At 64.9% G+C, this 16,583-nt stretch carries 15 protein-coding genes; 5 read left to right on the top strand and 10 right to left on the bottom strand.

What is annotated here, in order from left to right:
- Positions 1 to 21: 21 nt before the first annotated feature.
- Genes mutT through DC366_RS07595 form a run of 3 tightly spaced genes read right to left on the bottom strand, consistent with a single transcriptional unit; the run spans position 22 to position 2,509 of the window.
- On the bottom strand, positions 22 to 420 hold the full coding sequence (mutT, locus tag DC366_RS07605) for an 8-oxo-dGTP diphosphatase MutT (protein ID WP_108691592.1): 399 nt from the start codon (positions 418 to 420) through the stop codon (positions 22 to 24).
- The gene (argJ, locus tag DC366_RS07600; protein ID WP_108691591.1) at positions 417 to 1,646 is read right to left on the bottom strand and encodes a bifunctional glutamate N-acetyltransferase/amino-acid acetyltransferase ArgJ; all 1,230 of its coding nucleotides are present in this window, start codon (positions 1,644 to 1,646) and stop codon (positions 417 to 419) included. The genes mutT and argJ overlap by 4 nt, the downstream gene beginning before the upstream one ends.
- Positions 1,647 to 1,651: 5 nt before the next feature.
- A complete protein-coding gene (locus DC366_RS07595) occupies positions 1,652 to 2,509 on the bottom strand; it encodes a peptidylprolyl isomerase (protein WP_108691590.1) in 858 nt (285 codons plus the stop codon).
- Between the two features lie 192 nt (positions 2,510 to 2,701).
- Between DC366_RS07595 and secA the strand changes: the two genes are divergently transcribed.
- From secA to DC366_RS07580, 3 genes are all read left to right on the top strand, one after another.
- Positions 2,702 to 5,422 (top strand): preprotein translocase subunit SecA, encoded by a 2,721-nt coding sequence (secA, locus tag DC366_RS07590; protein WP_108691589.1) that lies wholly within the window; start codon positions 2,702 to 2,704, stop codon positions 5,420 to 5,422.
- 147 nt (positions 5,423 to 5,569) lie between these two features.
- Positions 5,570 to 6,580: a hypothetical protein gene (locus DC366_RS07585; RefSeq protein WP_108691588.1), complete on the top strand. Its 1,011-nt coding sequence runs from the start codon at positions 5,570 to 5,572 to the stop codon at positions 6,578 to 6,580.
- A gap of 26 nt (positions 6,581 to 6,606) precedes the next feature.
- Positions 6,607 to 8,166, top strand: a complete 1,560-nt coding sequence (locus DC366_RS07580) for a substrate-binding domain-containing protein (protein ID WP_207768671.1) — start codon at positions 6,607 to 6,609, stop codon at positions 8,164 to 8,166.
- 36 nt (positions 8,167 to 8,202) lie between these two features.
- On the opposite strand, the gene DC366_RS07575 is transcribed toward DC366_RS07580, so the two are convergent.
- From DC366_RS07575 to dsbD, 6 genes are all read right to left on the bottom strand, one after another.
- Positions 8,203 to 9,618 (bottom strand): dihydrolipoyl dehydrogenase, encoded by a 1,416-nt coding sequence (locus DC366_RS07575; protein ID WP_108691586.1) that lies wholly within the window; start codon positions 9,616 to 9,618, stop codon positions 8,203 to 8,205.
- Between the two features lie 77 nt (positions 9,619 to 9,695).
- A complete protein-coding gene (locus tag DC366_RS07570; protein ID WP_108691585.1) occupies positions 9,696 to 9,974 on the bottom strand; it encodes a hypothetical protein in 279 nt (92 codons plus the stop codon).
- Between the two features lie 91 nt (positions 9,975 to 10,065).
- The gene (locus DC366_RS07565; protein WP_108691584.1) at positions 10,066 to 10,368 is read right to left on the bottom strand and encodes a hypothetical protein; all 303 of its coding nucleotides are present in this window, start codon (positions 10,366 to 10,368) and stop codon (positions 10,066 to 10,068) included.
- Between the two features lie 177 nt (positions 10,369 to 10,545).
- Positions 10,546 to 11,238 carry a L,D-transpeptidase gene (locus DC366_RS07560; RefSeq protein ID WP_108691583.1) on the bottom strand — a complete coding sequence of 231 codons (693 nt, stop codon included), beginning with the start codon at positions 11,236 to 11,238 and terminating at the stop codon, positions 10,546 to 10,548.
- A gap of 37 nt (positions 11,239 to 11,275) precedes the next feature.
- Positions 11,276 to 11,911, bottom strand: coding sequence for a DsbA family protein (locus DC366_RS07555; protein ID WP_108691582.1), 636 nt, complete (start codon positions 11,909 to 11,911; stop codon positions 11,276 to 11,278).
- A gap of 37 nt (positions 11,912 to 11,948) precedes the next feature.
- Positions 11,949 to 13,733 (bottom strand): protein-disulfide reductase DsbD, encoded by a 1,785-nt coding sequence (dsbD, locus tag DC366_RS07550; protein WP_108691581.1) that lies wholly within the window; start codon positions 13,731 to 13,733, stop codon positions 11,949 to 11,951.
- Positions 13,734 to 13,812: 79 nt separating this feature from the next.
- Here dsbD and DC366_RS20060 point away from each other — a divergent pair, with 79 nt between their 5' ends.
- Complete coding sequence (locus tag DC366_RS20060; RefSeq protein WP_207768670.1) at positions 13,813 to 13,986, top strand: hypothetical protein; 174 nt, start codon at positions 13,813 to 13,815, stop codon at positions 13,984 to 13,986.
- Between the two features lie 49 nt (positions 13,987 to 14,035).
- Positions 14,036 to 15,202, top strand: a complete 1,167-nt coding sequence (gene argE / locus DC366_RS07540; protein WP_108691580.1) for an acetylornithine deacetylase — start codon at positions 14,036 to 14,038, stop codon at positions 15,200 to 15,202.
- A 38-nt stretch (positions 15,203 to 15,240) separates the two neighbouring features.
- Here argE and DC366_RS07535 read toward each other — a convergent pair whose 3' ends face one another.
- Complete coding sequence (locus DC366_RS07535; RefSeq protein ID WP_108691725.1) at positions 15,241 to 16,581, bottom strand: HlyD family type I secretion periplasmic adaptor subunit; 1,341 nt, start codon at positions 16,579 to 16,581, stop codon at positions 15,241 to 15,243.
- Positions 16,582 to 16,583: the final 2 nt, after the last annotated feature.

Genomic DNA, 16,583 nt, shown 5'->3' with positions numbered 1-16,583 from the left:
ATTGGGCGCCCTTTTTCTATGTCAGAGCCAATCCCTGAGGATCGGGATCAGCGGGATATCTGCAGGCGGCATCGGGTAATTGCGAAGCTCGGTCGCACGCGCCCATGTCAGCGCCTGCCCTTCGCGCCCCTGCACGATCCCGTCCCACTTGCGGCAGGCGAAAAGCGGCATCAGCAGATGGAAATCCTCGTAGGCATGGCTGGCGAAGGTCAGCGGCGCAAGGCAGCTGGCCCATGTATCTATGCCCAGCTCCTCGTGCAGTTCGCGGATCAGCGCCGCCTCCGGCGTCTCGCCCGGTTCCACCTTGCCGCCGGGAAACTCCCACAGGCCAGCCATGGATTTGCCCTCGGGGCGCTGGGCCAGCAGGATGCGACCGTCCACGTCGATGAGCGCGACCGCGGCAACAAGAACGACTTTCACGAGCGATAATCGGCGTTGATGTCGATATAGCCATGCGTCAGATCGCAGCTCCAGACGCGCGCGGTGCCGCCGCCCAGCCCCAGATCGACATGGATCACCAGCTCCGGCTGCTTCATGTAGGCGGCGGCGCGTTCCTCATTGTAATCGGGGCTGACCCAACCGTTTTCGGCCACCTTGATATCGCCGAACGAGATGGCCAGCGTGTCGCGGTCGGCCCGCGCGCCGGATTTTCCGATGGCCATCACGACACGGCCCCAGTTCGGATCCTCGCCCGCGATGGCGGTCTTGACCAGCGGCGAATTGGCGATGGATTTTGCGTGGACATACGCGTCGGCGTCGCTGGCGGCGCCGGTGACGGACACCTCGACCAGTTTCGTCGCACCCTCGCCGTCACGCACCACCTGTTGCGCAAGGTCCAGCATGACGCGCCGCAGACCTTCCATGAAGCCGATGGAATGTTCGGTGATGCGCACGCCCGATGCGCCGGTCGCGCCCACCAGCAGCGTATCGGAGGTGGATGTGTCACTGTCCACGGTGATGCAATTGAACGTCGTGCGGTTCAGTGCCGACACCATGGATTGCAACACGGGTTGATCCACCGCCGCATCGGTGAAGATATAGACCAGCATCGTGCCCATGTCCGGCTCGATCATGCCGGATCCTTTGGCGATGCCGACGATGCGCACGGTCTGGCCGTCAATCTCGACCTCGGCGGTGGACCCCTTGGGAAAGGTGTCGGTCGTCATGATCGCGCGCGCGGCGTCTTCCATTGCGTCTGCGCGCAACTCCGCCTTCAGCTCGTCCAGCTTGGCGATGATGCGCTCATGCTTCATCGGCTCGCCGATCACGCCGGTGGAGGATGAGAAAACGCGATGCACGGGCAGGTCCAGCAGATCCGCCACCGCCGACGTCACCGCGCGAACCGATTCGACGCCGTGACGCCCGGTAAAGGCGTTGGAATTGCCAGAATTGACGATGATCGCCGCCCCCTCGCCGCCGCTGCGCCCGATCTTGGCCTGACAGTCCAGAACCGGCGCCGACCGGGTGGCCGAGCGGGTGAAAACCCCCGCCACGGTGCTGCCCGGCGCCAGATGCGCAAGCATCACGTCCGTGCGGCCCGAATAGCGCACGCCGGCGGCAATGCTCGCAAAGCGGACGCCCTCGATAACCGGAAGATTAGGAAAAGACGCAGGCGCCAGCGGCGAGACGGAGGTGATTTTCGCCACGTGTCTTACTCGTCCAAAAGCTCAAGCTGGTTCAGCACGGCGGGATCCATCGCATCGCCGGTGCTGCGGTCGATCTCTCCGGCCTCCTGCAACTCGGCGATACGGTCCTCGATCGCCTTCTGGCGCAGCGCCTCTTCGATCTCGGCGCGCACGTCCTCCAGCTTGGGCGCGTCCTTGACGCGGGTCTCGTCCAGCTTGATCACGTGCCAGCCAAATTGCGTCTGGACCGGATCGCTGACGCTGCCCGGCTCCATCTGCTCGACCGCTTCCTGAAACGGCTCGACCATCATGCCATCGCTGAACCAGCCCAGATCGCCGCCGCCGGGACCGGAGGGGCCGGTGGAGTGTTCCTTGGCCAGTTCGGCAAACTCGGCGCCGCCGCGTGCCTCTTCGACCAGCGCCTTGGCCGCGTCCTCGGTCTCGACCAGGATATGTGCGGCCTTGTATTCGGTCACGTCGGTGGCGTTCAGGTAATTCTCGTCAAAATAGGATTGGACCGCCTCATCGGTGACGGCGGTATCGACGATCTGCGCCATTTCCTCGGACGCGATCAGCGCGCGGCGCTCGTTCTCCAGCGCCAGTGCGGCACGCTTGGAGATATCGCCCTCATGGGCATCCACCAGCAGCGTTTGCTGCACCAACTGGTCCAGAATCCCCTTGTAGAGCACATCGGCAGGCACCTGGGTGAACTGCTCGGGCAGGCCCGCGCGCAGGGTCAGCATATGGCCCAGGGTGATGTCGGTTTCGCCGACGGTGGCGACGACGGTATCGGCGGTAGGCGCATCATCGGCGAGGACCGGCGCGATGCCAACTGCCCCCATCAGCGCGGCGCAGGTGGCAATTGGTTTGAGACGGTCGAACATATGAGCGTTCCTTCGGAGTTGATCGGTTGGTGCCGCGCATGGGCGCGACGTTGACACTTAGCCAGCAGGCCCTTACATCGCCTGTCAATACAGGCTTTCCCGCTGATACCTTGCCCCATGTAGGGGCGCAATGGAAACGGGGCAAGCCATCGCCAGGCGCAAAGCAGATCACAACACGGGATTAGATTGAACATGCTGGGTATCGGAACAGTCGCCCGTAAGGTTTTCGGCACACCGAACGACCGCAAGATCAAGGCAACGCGCCCGCTGATCGAGAAGATCAACGCGCTGGAGCCCGAGATCGAGGCGCTGGACGACGATGGTCTTATGGCCAAGACGAACGAGCTGCGCAGCCGTGCCCAGAACGGCGAGACGCTGGACGCGCTTTTGCCCGAAGCCTTTGCCAACTGCCGCGAGGCCGCGCGCCGCGCGCTGGGGCTGCGCGCCTTCGATGTGCAGCTGATGGGCGGCGTCTTCATGCATCAGGGTAACATTTCCGAGATGAAGACCGGCGAGGGCAAGACGCTGGTCGCCACGTTCCCTGCCTATCTGAACGCGCTGACCGGCAAGGGCGTGCATATCGTCACCGTCAACGACTATCTGGCCAAGCGCGACGCTGAATGGATGAGCGCGGTCTTTGGCGCGCTGGGAATGACCACCGGTGTCGTCTATCCGCAGCAGCCCGAGGATGAGAAACAGCGCGCCTACGCCTGTGACGTGACCTATGCCACGAATAACGAGCTGGGCTTTGACTATCTGCGCGACAACATGAAATCCGAGCTGACCCACATGAGCCAGCGCGGCCACAACTTTGCCATCGTGGACGAGGTGGACAGCATCCTGATCGACGAGGCGCGCACGCCGCTGATCATTTCAGGCCCCGCGCAGGACCGCAGCGATCTGTACCTGACCATCGACAAGCTGATCCCCGAGCTGAAGGATGAACATTTTACCATCGACGAAAAGGCTCGCAGCGCCACCTTTACCGATGAGGGTAACGAGTTTCTGGAAACCCTGCTGGTCGAACGCGGCGTACTGCCCGAGGATCAATCGCTCTATGATCCCGAAAGCACGACCATCGTGCATCACGTCAATCAGGGTCTGCGCGCGCACAAGCTGTTTCAGAAGGACAAGGATTACATCGTCCGCGACGGCGAGGTGGTGCTGATCGACGAATTCACCGGTCGCATGATGACCGGCCGCCGCCTGTCCGACGGTCTGCATCAGGCCATCGAGGCCAAGGAAGGCGCCAATATCCAGCCCGAGAACGTGACGCTGGCGCAGGTGACGTTCCAGAACTATTTCCGTCTGTATGACAAGCTGGCCGGCATGACCGGCACCGCCTCGACCGAGGCCGAGGAATTTGCCGAAATCTACGGTCTGGGCGTCGTCGAGGTGCCCACCAACCGCCCCATCGCGCGGGTGGACAAGGATGATGCGGTATTCCGCACCACGGCGGAAAAATACAAGGCCGTGATCGAGGAGATCAAGGAAGCCAACGTCAAGGGCCAGCCCACGCTGGTCGGCACCACGTCGATTGAAAAATCCGAAATGCTCAGCCAGATGCTGACCGATGCGGGCATCACCCATAACGTCCTGAACGCGCGCCAACACGAGAAAGAGGCGCAGATCGTCGGCGACGCGGGCAAGCTGGGCGCGGTGACGATTGCCACCAACATGGCGGGGCGCGGCACCGACATCAAGCTGGGCGGCAACATCGACATGAAGATCATGGAGGCGATCAGCGCCGATCCCGATGGCGATCCGGCCGAGATCCGCGCCCGCATCGAAGAGGATCACAAGACCGAAGAGCAAGCTGTCAAGGATGCCGGCGGTCTGTTCGTCCTGGCCACCGAACGCCACGAAAGCCGCCGGATTGACAACCAGCTGCGCGGCCGCTCGGGCCGTCAGGGTGATCCCGGCCAATCCTCTTTCTTCCTGTCGCTGGACGATGATCTGATGCGCATCTTCGGCTCGGAGCGTCTGGAAAAGGTGCTGTCGGGTCTTGGCATGAAAGAGGACGAGGCGATCATTCACCCGTGGGTGAACAAATCACTGGAACGTGCGCAGGCCAAGGTCGAGGGGCGCAACTTTGACATCCGCAAACAGCTGCTGAAGTTCGACGACGTGATGAACGAACAGCGCAAGGTGATCTTCAAGCAGCGCCTCGACATCATGCGCGCCGATGACCTGAGCGAGATCGTCAAGGACATGCGCGGCGAGGTGATCGACGATCTGGTCGATCAATACATGCCGCCCAAGACCTATGCCGATCAGTGGGACATGGAGGGTTTGCACGACGCGATCGTCGAGCAACTGAACATGGACCTGCCGGTGCAGGCCTGGGCCGATGAGGAAGGCGTCGATGACGAGGACATCAGCGAGCGGATCGAGAAGCACGCGAACGAGATGATGGCCAAGAAGGCGGTCGCCTTCGGTGCGGGCAACATGCGGATGATCGAAAAACAGCTGCTGCTGCAGACCATCGACGGCAAGTGGCGCGATCACCTGCTGATGCTGGAGCATCTGCGCAGCGTTGTCGGCTTTCGCGGTTATGCACAGCGCGATCCGCTGAACGAATACAAGAACGAGGCGTTCCAGATGTTCGAGACGATGCTGGACAGCCTGCGCCAGGACGTGACGCGAAAGCTGAGCCAGGTTCAGCCGGTGTCCGAGGCCGATCAGCAGGCGATGATGCAAAAGATGATGCAGGAACGCGCCGCGCTGGAGGCCCAGTCGCAGGCGGCCACCCCGCGCGAGGATGGCAGGCCCTCGGCGCAGACCACGCAGGAGGCCGCCGTGCCCGGTTTTAACGAAAATGACCCATCGACCTGGGGCAATCCCGGCCGCAACACCGCGTGCCCCTGTGGCTCGGGCGAGAAGTTCAAGCATTGCCACGGGCGCCTTGCCTGACACGTCCGTTAACCTTCCAAACCTGACAGTCTGAACACCGGGCCGCCTTGGTGCGGCCCGAATGACTCCGCGCCCGCGCCACATGGGCGCCGTTTTCCACGCATAGCTTCAGGCATCGACCAGAAGCGAATTGTGTGGAGACTCGAGATGCAAAAGATCAGGATTTTCGCGATGGGATGCGGCACCCTGGCCCTGGCGCTGGGCGCCGGCCATTTCATGCAAACCAGCGGCGCCGCCAGCGCCGGAGCGCCGCAAAAGCAGGCGACGGCGGCGGGCGCGAACGGTCCGTCCGGCACGCTGGAGCTGTCCTCGATCGAACTGACCTCGGCCATTCCCGCCCCGCCCGGCGACGCGCAGGCGGACGCCATATTGCCCGCGCCCCTCGCGGCGCAAGACACCCGCGAGGCCGCGCTGAGCGATGCAGAGGGCGTGACGCTGACCGATGCGCTTCCCGCCGAAGTACCCGCCCCCAGCCTGGCATGCGAATACACGCTGACCGCCGATCCGGCGCCGGGGGCAATGGTGGCCCTGTCACTGGACGCACCCTGCGCGCGCAGCGAGCGGTTTACCCTGCATCACAACGGCATGATGTTCACCCAGATCACCGATGAAGGCGGCCACGCCAGCATGCTGGTCCCGGCCCTTGCCAAATCTGCGGTATTCATCGCGGGCTTTTCCAATGGCGACGGCGCGGTGGCGCAAGCGCAGGTGGATGCGCTTGAGACTTATCAGCGCGTTGCCGTCCAATGGCAGGGCGATAGCGGGCTGGCGCTGCACGCGCTGGAATTTGGTGCGGAGTTTGGCAGCGAGGGCCATGTCTGGGCCGAAGCGCGGCGTGATGTCGCCGCCGCGTCGGATGGCGATCGCGGCTTCATGACGCTGCTTGGGGATGCCGATCAACCGAACGCCTTGATGGCCCAGGTCTATACCTTCCCCAGCCGCCTCGACGGGCGCGACGGGGACATCGACCTGCAGGTCGAGGCGGAAGTCACGCAGGCCAATTGCGCCAAGGATATCGAGGCGCAGACGCTTCAGATGCAGCCGGGCCGCGCCCTTAATGTTCAGGATCTGACGCTGATGATGCCCGAATGCGATGCTGTCGGCGATTTTCTGGTGTTGAAAAATCTGGTGAATGACATCACCATCGCGCGCAACTGATTTCCAGCGTCCGAGGCCGCCCCTTGATGACAATTCCCCGTGCGGCGATTTTCGCCGCACTTGCCTTTTGGTGCAGCGCATCGGCTGTGGCCGCGCAGGACGTCACGCTCACCTCGCGCGATGGCGACGTCGAGATTACCGGCGACCTTCTGGGCTTTGACGGTGAATTCTACCGGGTCGAGACGATCTATGGCGAGCTGACCATCGACGGCTCCGGCGTGCTCTGCGAGGGGCCGGGATGCCCCAACCTGAACGCCTATGTCGCCGAGGTGACGATGTCGGGCGCGCAGACCATCGGCCGCGTCTTGATGCCGGCCCTGATCGAGGCATTCGCCCTGCGCCAGGGGCTGGATCTGTCGCGCGAGAATACCTCGGGCAGCGTGTTTTCCTACACGCTCAGCGACCCCGAAGAGGGCCTTCCGCGGGGGCGGTTCCATCTGAGGTTGTCCAACACGGACAGCGGCTTTGCCGATCTTCTGGAAGGCGAGGCCGATATGGTCATGTCCCTGCGCGAAGTGACGCGCAACGAGGCGATCCGCGGCCGCGAAGCGGGCCTTGGCGATCTGCGCGATGCCCGCCGCAGCCGTGTTCTGGCCCTTGATGCGCTGGTGCCGCTGGTGTCGGCGGGCAATCCTGTCACGTCGATCACCACGCCGGAACTGGCCCGCGTGCTGACGGGCGAGATTGCCGACTGGGTCGCCCTGGGCGGCGCCGATGCGCCCATCGCGGTGCATCTGCATGATCCTTCTACCGGGATCGGCCAGTCGACCGAGCGCCGCATGCTGACGGACGGCGCCGAGGGGTTCACACCGCAGGCCAGGCATCACCTGACCGGCGAGGCGTTGTCGCAGGCTGTTGCCGCGGATCCCTTCGCGCTGGGCATCGGCAGCCGCTCGGAAATGGGGCTGACGTTCGAGCTTGCGCTGACCGGCGCTTGCGGGTTTGCGATGCAGGCGACGCGGCGCGCGGTCAAGACCGAGGATTACCCCCTGACCGCGCCCATGTTCCTCTATCTTCCGGCGCGTCGCCTGCCGAAACTCGTGCGCGAGTTCCTGATCTTCACGCGCGAGCCGGCCGCGCAGCTGGTGATCCGGCGCGCCGGTTTCGTCGATCAGCTTCCCGAAGAGATCGAGATAGACGCGCAGGGCGACCGCTTTGCAAATGCCGTCCTGCGCGCGGGCGAGGATATCACCCTTGCCGATCTGCAACGCATGGTGCGGATCCTCAGCCCCCTCAAGCGCCTGACCACCACATTCAGGTTCGAGCCGGGCTCGATCAGGCTGGACGCGCAGTCACGCTCCAACGTCGACGGGCTGGCGCGGGCGCTGGAAAGCGGGTTCTACGACGGGCGGCAACTGCTGTTTGTCGGCTTTTCCGATGGCGAGGGCCCGGCATCGACCAACCGCACCATCGCTCTGCGAAGGGCGGATGCCGTGCGCGACGCTGTGCTCCGCGCCGCCGAAACCGCCCAGCTAGATCGGCTCAAGCTGGAAACCGAAGCCTTCGGCGAGGCCATGCCCATGGCCTGCGACGACAGCGAGTGGGGCCGCCGCGCCAACCGCCGCGTCGAGATCTGGATGAGGTAAGCCGCGCGCACCGCGTTTCGCGCGCGGCCAAAGCCGTCACTCCAGCGCTTCAACATCAAGCGAGCCGCATCCTGCCAGGTCGGATATGCTGCAGGGCGGCAATTCGCGGGCGATCTGGCGCAGGGCGGATCTCACCCCTTCCTCCAGCGTGGGGTGATAGAACGGCATCCCCAGCAGATCGTGAACGGTGAGGCTCTGCTTGATCCCCAGCGCCAGCAGATGCGCCATATGCTCCGCCGCAGGCGCCGCCATCTCGGCGCCCAGCAGGCGCCCGTCGTTTTTCGAGGCATAGATGCGCAGCAGGCCGCAATTCTGCTGCATCGTCCGCGCGCGGCCCTGGGTGCTGAAATCGACCTCGCCGGTCAGGACGTCTTCCAGATCAAGCTCGCTAGCGCTCTTGCCGACCGAGGCGACCTGCGGCGCACAGAACGTCACGGTCATCGGCGTCCGCCGGTCCAGCCGCACGGGCGCGTCGCTGGTTGCGTTGAGGCCCGCGATATGGCCCTCGTCCGATCCCTCATGCAGGATGGGGCGTATGCCGTTGGCATCCCCGGCGAACAGCACAGGCGTGTCGCCGATCCGCATGGTATTCGGATCGACTTCGGGCATCCCCTTGTCGTCCAGCGGAACGCCCAGGCTGTCCAGACCCAGATCCTGCACATTCGGGCGGCGGCCCACCGCGACCAGCACCTTGTCGACGACGACGCTGTCATCGCCCCACTCGATTTTCACGCCGTCATCCGCTTCGGCAAGGTTCACTTCCACACCGAGGCGAATGGCGAACTCCTTGGACAGGGCGTCTTGCAATGTCCGGGCGACCTTTTCGTCGGTGATGCCGGCCATTTGGTCGGCGCCGTCAAATCCGTGCACCTCGATCCCCAACCGCGCCAGGGCCTGCGCCATTTCGGCGCCGATGGCGCCAAGGCCAATCACGCCGATACGCGCGGGCAGATCGCGCTCTTCGAACAGCGTGTCGGTGGTCAGGATGCGGTCGCTGAAATTTTGCCAGGGTTTCGGCACGACAGGGCTGGAGCCCGGCGCCAGAATGATCTGGCGCGCCTCGATCGTGCGGCCGTCCACGACCACCCGGTTCGGACCGTCAAGCCGCGCCTGTCCCGCGATGTTGCGCTCGCCCAGATCCTCTGTCGATTTCAGCACACCCTCGACAAAATGATCGCGCAGCTCCCGGACGCGCGCCATCACGGCGGGAATGTCGGCCTTCAGGTTCTCGGCCCCCCTGATGCCGAACGTATCCAGCAAGGTCCGCTCGTGATACGCGTTCGCCGCCGCGATCAGCGTCTTCGACGGCATGCAGCCGACGCGCGCGCAGGTTGTCCCGTAGGGCCGCTTGTTGATGAGAACGAAATCGTCGGTCTTGCGGCGCACATCGCGCAGGGCAGCCAGCCCTGCCGTTCCGGCGCCGATGATCGCCACGTCCACTTTGTCCATCATGCTCAAATTCCTTCTTCTCAACAGGGTGTCGGTCATCATCTAGCGCCCGCGCGGCGAATGAAAGGCCGGGCCGCAGGTCATCCGTTCGACATTTGCCATTCCGCCGCTGGCGCTGGTGCGGCAGCAGGCCCTGCGCCCAGCCTGCTTCTTGCGGCGCCGACGCGCAAGCGTCCGGCATTGGCAATCACCATCAGCGAGCTTGCGGCCATCGCACCGGCCGCCGCAAGGGGCGGCACCGTGCCGAAGACGGCAAGGCCGAGGGCCAGCACATTGTAGCCGACCGAGAACACGAGCCTCTGGCGCAGCACACGGCGGGCCATGCGCGAGATGTCGATCGCGTCGCCCACGGCGGACATGCCGCCGCGTGTGCAATGTGCGCATCCGTCCAAAAGGTCAGCGCGGCATGGCTGTCGAGCCAGTCGGGAAGGTGCAATTTCAGCGAAGCGATCAGGCCAAAGCTGCTGCCCACAAGCAGCCAGAGCGTCGCGGTGGCGAAAACAAAGAGGATGATCTTGCGGCTGCTGTCCGGAAAAAGCTTTTGCCGTCATGGCCATGCGGTGTGTCCGCCTGCCCCGCCTGCGTGCCGGGATCATCGAGCGTTTCGCCCCGGTCCTCGGCCTCGAAGATGGTGCGCGCATCGGCGTGGGTAAAGCGCATTTCGCTGCGCGAGATCGCCCAGATCAAAACGACCAGCGCGACAAGCGAGACGCCAAAGCTGACCAGGACAAGCGTTCCGATGGTAAAGATCATGGCATGCTCCCTTTCGCTGGAACAGGTCCGCTGCGGTGCCCGAACTGCCAACTGAAACCTTAAGCCGAACTTAATGCCCTATTCCGACGCGGCGCCGTTGGCGCGATCCCGGCGATTTTTGTCGATGACGTCAAGGCGCCAGCGGCCTGCGCCCCGTCCGGGTTCCAAAACCTCGCTTTAATTTTGCGCGGCCCGGCGCGCAGTGCCCAGCACGACGACCGAGGAGCCGTGGATCGCGCGATCATGCAGGTCGATCACGTCATGGTTGAGCATGCGGATACACCCCTGCGAGACGGCCTTGCCCAGCTCTTGCGGCGATGCGCTGCCGTGGACGCGATAAAGCGTATCCTTGCCGTTCTTGAACAGATAAAGCGCCCGCGCGCCCATCGGATTGTCCGGGCCGGGATCCATCCCACCGTTTGCGACCGAATAGGGCGCCAGATTGGGCTGCCGCTCGATCATGGCGGCGGGCACCTTCCAGCGGGGCCAGTCGCGGCAGAACTGCAGATGCGCCTTGCCCGCCCAGGCAAATCCGGCCGCACCCACGCTGACGCCATAGCGCATGGCCCTGTCCGGGCCTTCGACGAAATGAAGCAGCGCGGCATCGGGATCGATCACGATGGTGCCGCGCGGCCGGTCCGGAAACGGGTTGTCCACCTCCTGCCGCCACAGGCGCGGCGCAATCGTGCCGTCGGGGATCGCGGGAATTGGCCACGGCTCGGTCGTGATCGGGCCGTAGAACTCCGGCAGGGGCGGATGGGTCTTCGCGGGCGCCATGACGGCGCGCGTCACCGGCTGCGCTGGCGGCTGGGCGCAGGCGGCAAGCCCGCCCATCCCGGCAAGCGCGACGAAGGAGCGACGTGTGAGCATGAGTGTATCCTTTGCAGATCGTCGCCGGGCGATGGAATTATCCCCGGCTTTGTGCGATGGCGTCTTTCAGGGCGGCGCCGTCCATGAACCCCGGATAGATCGTGGTTCCGATGATGAACGCGGGCGTTCCCTGCAGGCCAAGCTGCGCCGCCTGGCGGTCGTTGCGCGCCATCAGGCCTTCCCATTTGTCGCGATTGGACCGGAACGCCGCGTCCAGCTCGGCAATATCAAGACCGGCGTTTTCCAGCGCGGTGTTGATATCGACCTCTGACAGGCGCGCCTCCGTCGCCATGAGCGCCGCGTTCGCCTCGGAATAGGCGCCCAGATCGGCCGCGCCCAGCACCAGCTGACTGGCGCGGATCGACGGCGCGCCGAAGATGGGCCAGTCCTTCATCACAAGGCGGACATTGCCATCCTCGGCGACCGTTCGGCTCAGCGCGGGGTGGTTGATCTTGCAGTAGGGGCATTGATAGTCGAAGAACTCAACGATGGTGACATCGCCGTCGGGATTTCCCAGCACCGGATTGTCCTGATCGAACAGCACGTCGTTGATCGTCAACTCCTGCGCTCTCGCCTGTCTGGCGACCGGAATGAATCCGGCGCCGACAATGCCCGCCGTGCCTCCGGCGGCAACGGCGCCAAGCAGTATGTTCCTGCGCGTGACCTTTTTCATCTCGTGACTCCTTCTTGTTCTCATTGATTGGCGGCGACTACCGGATCGCCTCGGCCGAGGTTTTCACGGCGCCGGGGCCGGTATCGCCGATGATGCGGGTGCCCGGTGCCTCGGCCCGGCTGCGATCCAGAAACACCATCGTCGGCGGTCCGGCGGCGCCGAGCTGCGCCAGCATCTCCTGCCCGTCCGCGCCGAAATCCGAGACATCGGCGGCGATCACGTTCACCGCGGACAGTGCCGCCTGCACGCCGGTGTCGGGCCAAACATTGCGCTCGATCACCCGGCAGGTGACGCACCAATCGGCGGTGACATAGATCATCGCCGGCATGTCCGCCTTGGCCGAAATGGCGCCGTCCAGATCGCGGGCATTGGTCACGGTTTCAAACGAAACGGCGCTGCCCGCATCGCCTGCGCGGCTCCCCTGCGATTGCAGCATTGCCAGCGGCCGCAGCGGATCACTGCCGCCCAACGCCGCGCCCACGGCCATGATCGCACCGGCGATGAGCGACATGATCCCGGCGCTTTTGACACCTCGCCGCGCGGGCGTGGCATCCGGGGCCAGCAGGTCCATGGCGCCTGCGAAAATTGCCGCACCGACCAGCAGCGCCGCCCAAAGCGCGAGTGTTGCGGGGCCCTGTATCAGGCGCCCGAGCAGCCAGATCGCCATGCCCAGAAAGACAAAGCCAAAGATGCGTTTCGCCCCGTCCATCCACGCGCCTGCGCGCGGCAGCACATGCGCGCCGAGCGTGCCGGCAACCATCAGCGGAATACCCTGCCCCAGGCCCAGGGCAAAAAGCGCCCCGGCCCCAAGGGCAAGATCGCCGGTCCCGGCGATATAAAGAAGCGCACCGGCCAAGGGTGCCGTCACGCAAGGCCCGACAATCAGCGCCGAGGTAAACCCAAGCGTCGCCGCCCCGCCGAACGTGCCGCGCCGCGCCCCGCCCGCCGGGGACAACCTGCGCGCCCATGCGTCGGGAAGCTGCAGTTCGAACAGCCCGAACATCGACAGCGCCAGCGCGACGAAGATCGCCGCCACGACATAGATCGCCACCGGCGATTGCAGCGCCATCTGCAGGTTCTGCCCGGACCACGCCGCCGCCACGCCCAGCAGCCCGAAGGCTGACGCCATCGCCAGCACATAGACGCCCGACAGCGCCGCCCCGCGCCGCACAGTCAGCGTCTCGCCTTGCCGCGTCAGCAGCCCGGCAAGGATCGGGACCATCGGAAATACGCAAGGCGTGAACGCCAGCAGCAGCCCGAATCCCAGGAATCCCGCCAGCACCAACAGCGTTCCGCCCCGCGCGCGCAGCGTGTCGATGATGCCCGTCTCCTTTGCCAGGGCGATGCCCCCGGCCTGCGGCGCAGCAGCGCCCGCGCCGTCCGCGGCGGCCAGTGTCCGGCTGACCGGCGGATAGCAGATGCCGCCATCCTGGCAGCCCTGCCATGTCACGGTGACCTCGCCGGACGCGGGCGCCATCACGGCACGGGCGCTGTCCAGATAGATCTCGACCGATCCGAATGTCGGATCGTCCATCATGATGCCGGGGGCGGTTTCAAGCGGCACCGCGGTGCCCTCGGCTGTTTCGGCCGCCAGTTGATCGCGGTAGAGGTAATAGCCCTCCGCGATCTCCCATGACAGGATGCGCGCGCCGTCATCGCCCTCGGCAATGTCGATCTGAAACGCCTCGGACACGGGAAGCGGCGCGTTGGCCGATTGGCCAAGCCCCTGAGCCGAGGCCGCAAGCCCGGCCACCGACACCGCCAATGCGGCGGCGATGGATCGAAAAGCCCGAAGGGCGTATTTTACCGTCGTATTGTTCATGGCGGGACGATTCGCCCGCCAACCTTAAGCGGGCATTAAACCGCGCCGGGCGTCGGATGGTTTAGGCTCGTCCTAAGCAGTGCTGACGGATTTCGTCATTTTCGTCCGCGCGCCGCCGACGTATCAGCTGGACAATGGCTCGCATGCGGGCAGTTGTTTGGATTGCCAAGAAGAAGCGCAGGCTCTGGCGCGGCCCGAATGGCTGACCGAGATCGACGACACGGCGGTGATTCCAGAAGGATATGGCACATGACTTTTTCACGGGCTGAGGAAATGCGCGGGATCACCGAACAGGCCGCGCAATGACGCCGCACAGGACGACGCTCGATATTCTGGCGCGGTTGGTCGCGTTTCCCACGGTCAGCGCCGAGAGCAATCTTGCGCTGATCGACTATGCCGAAGACCTCTTGCACGGCGCCGGGTTTACGACGCAGCGAATGCCCGATCCGGAAAATGATGCCAAATGCGGGCTGGCCGCGCGCATCGGTCCGCAAGGGCCGGGGGGTGTGCTGCTGTCGGCGCATAGCGACGTGGTGCCGGTTGAGGGGCAGGCATGGACGCGCCCGCCATTCGAGCTGACCCGGGAGGACGGCAAACTGTTCGGGCGGGGGACCACCGACATGAAGGGGTTTCTGGCCTCGATGCTCTCGCTGGCGCAGCGGGTGGGCGACAGCGCGCTGGCCGCGCCGCTGATGTTGGTGATCTCCTATGACGAAGAGGTCGGGTGCCTCGGGATTCGCAAGATGATGCCGGATATCGCGAGGCTCGGCTGGGCGCCGGAGCTGTGCATCGTGGGCGAGCCGACGATGATGAAGCCCGCCACCGGCCACAAGGGCAAGGCCGCGCTGCGCGCGACGTGCCGGGGCATTGCGGGCCATTCGGCCCTGGCGCCGCGCTATGTCAACGCGCTGCATCTGGGGGCCGATTTCATCACCGCCCTGCGCGAGATCCAGCGCGAGTATGAAGTATCCGGCGTGCGGGACGCCGCCTATGACGTGCCTTACTCCACCACCCACGCAGGCCGGATGCAGGGCGGCACCGCGCTCAATATCGTTCCCGAGGCGGCACAGATCGACTTTGAGCTGCGCCATCTTCCTGCCGACAGCCTGCAGGCGTTTCAGGATCGAGTGGCGCGCGTGGCAAGCCAAATCACCGCGCCTTTTGCTGATAAAGGCGGGCAGGTCGGGATCGATATCGAGGTGACCAACACCTATCCCGGACTGGAGATTGCGCCCGATTCCGCCGCCGTTCAGCGCGTTGCGGGACTTTGCGGCTCGAACGATCTGACCAAGGTCGCGTTTGGCACCGAGGCCGGGTTTTTCGCGGCCATGGATATCCCGGCGGTCGTTTGCGGCCCCGGCAGCATGGAGGGGCAGGGGCATCAGGCGGATGAATTCGTGACGCTCGCGCAACTGGGGCAGTGCGACGCGATGATGGACCGGCTGAAGGCGCAGATCGCCGACATCTAAGGCGCCCGCTGGCGCCAGCGGGCGGGAAAAGCTGCGCTTTACTGTTCCCGGAAGGCGCGCGTCATGCTGTCGGTCACGGGCTTCATCAGGTATTGGATGAACGTGCGCTCCTCGGTCTGGATCATGATCTGGGCGGGCATGCCGGGTGTCGGGGTAAAGCCGCGCACGCGGTTCAGCTCGGTCGGGCTGACCGAGACGCGGGCGACATATATCTCTTGCGGCGCCTCCTGGCTGCGGTCCATGATCGCATCGGCGGACACGTAGAACACCTTGCCCACGAGGATCGGAGTCGTGCGCGCGTTCAGGCCGGTCAGCCGCACGGTGGCCTCCTGCCCCTCGCGCACGACGTCGATCTCGGTCCGGGGTACCGACACCTCGATGATCAGCGGCTCGCCCGAGGGCAGGATCTCGGCGATCGCCTTGCCGCTTTCGATGACGCCGCCGGGGGTGTGGTAATGCAGGCGGATGACGGTCCCCGACACGGGCGCCAGAACCTCGGCGCGCACCAGCACGCTTTCGGCGCGGCGCACCTGTTCGCGGACGCTTTCCAGCTCGGACTGGACCAGTTGCAGCTCGTCCAGCGCCGCCTTCTGCCGCTCGCTGGTGGTCTGGGCGATCTGCGCGTCATAGCGCCGCGTCACTTCGACGATCTCGGCGATTTCCGCCGTCAGGCGCCCGATCTGGCCCTCGGCCTCGGCGATGGCGCGGCGCAGCGTGTTCACATCGGCCTTTCGCACCAGACCCTTTTCCAGCAGCGCCTGCTTGGCCTCAAGGTCTTCGTGCAGAATGGCCTTCTGGGTGCGCGCGGCGGTCAACTGTTGCTCGTACCCGGCCGAGCGGACGCGCAGCGCCTCGATGCTCTGGCTCAGCAGCACGATATCGTTGCGCAGCTGCTGGGTCGCCGCCTCGAAGGTGATGGTTTGCGCGTCCAGCATAGAGGCGATGTCAAAATCGCTGCGCAGCTCGGTGATCTGCGGCGGAAAGGACAGGGTGCTTGCGCCGCTATGCTGCGCCAGCAGCCGCGCCTCCATGGCTTCAAGCCGGATCTGGCGCAGGAACAGCTCGCGTTCGGTGGCCAATGCCGAGGTTTCATCCAGCAGGACCAGCGGCTGCCCGGCGGTGACCTTGTCCCCCTCCGAGACGAGGATCTGCTTGATGATGCCGCCTTCAAGATGCTGCACGATCTTGTTCCGCCCCGTCGCGACGAAACTGCCCTGCGAGATGACCGCCGCCGCAAGCGGCGCCTTGAACGCCCAAAGGCCGAAGCCCCCGAAGCTGAGCACGAAAAGCCCGATACCGAATATGATGAGCTTGGACACCGAGCGGGGCACATCGTCATACCACTGGCTGGGGGCCGTATAGAGCGCAAGATCAGACATCA

It is taken from the genome of Pelagivirga sediminicola, from assembly GCF_003072125.1.
GTDB lineage: Bacteria > Pseudomonadota > Alphaproteobacteria > Rhodobacterales > Rhodobacteraceae > Roseovarius > Roseovarius sediminicola.
This window is presented reverse-complemented; position numbering and strand designations above follow the sequence as displayed.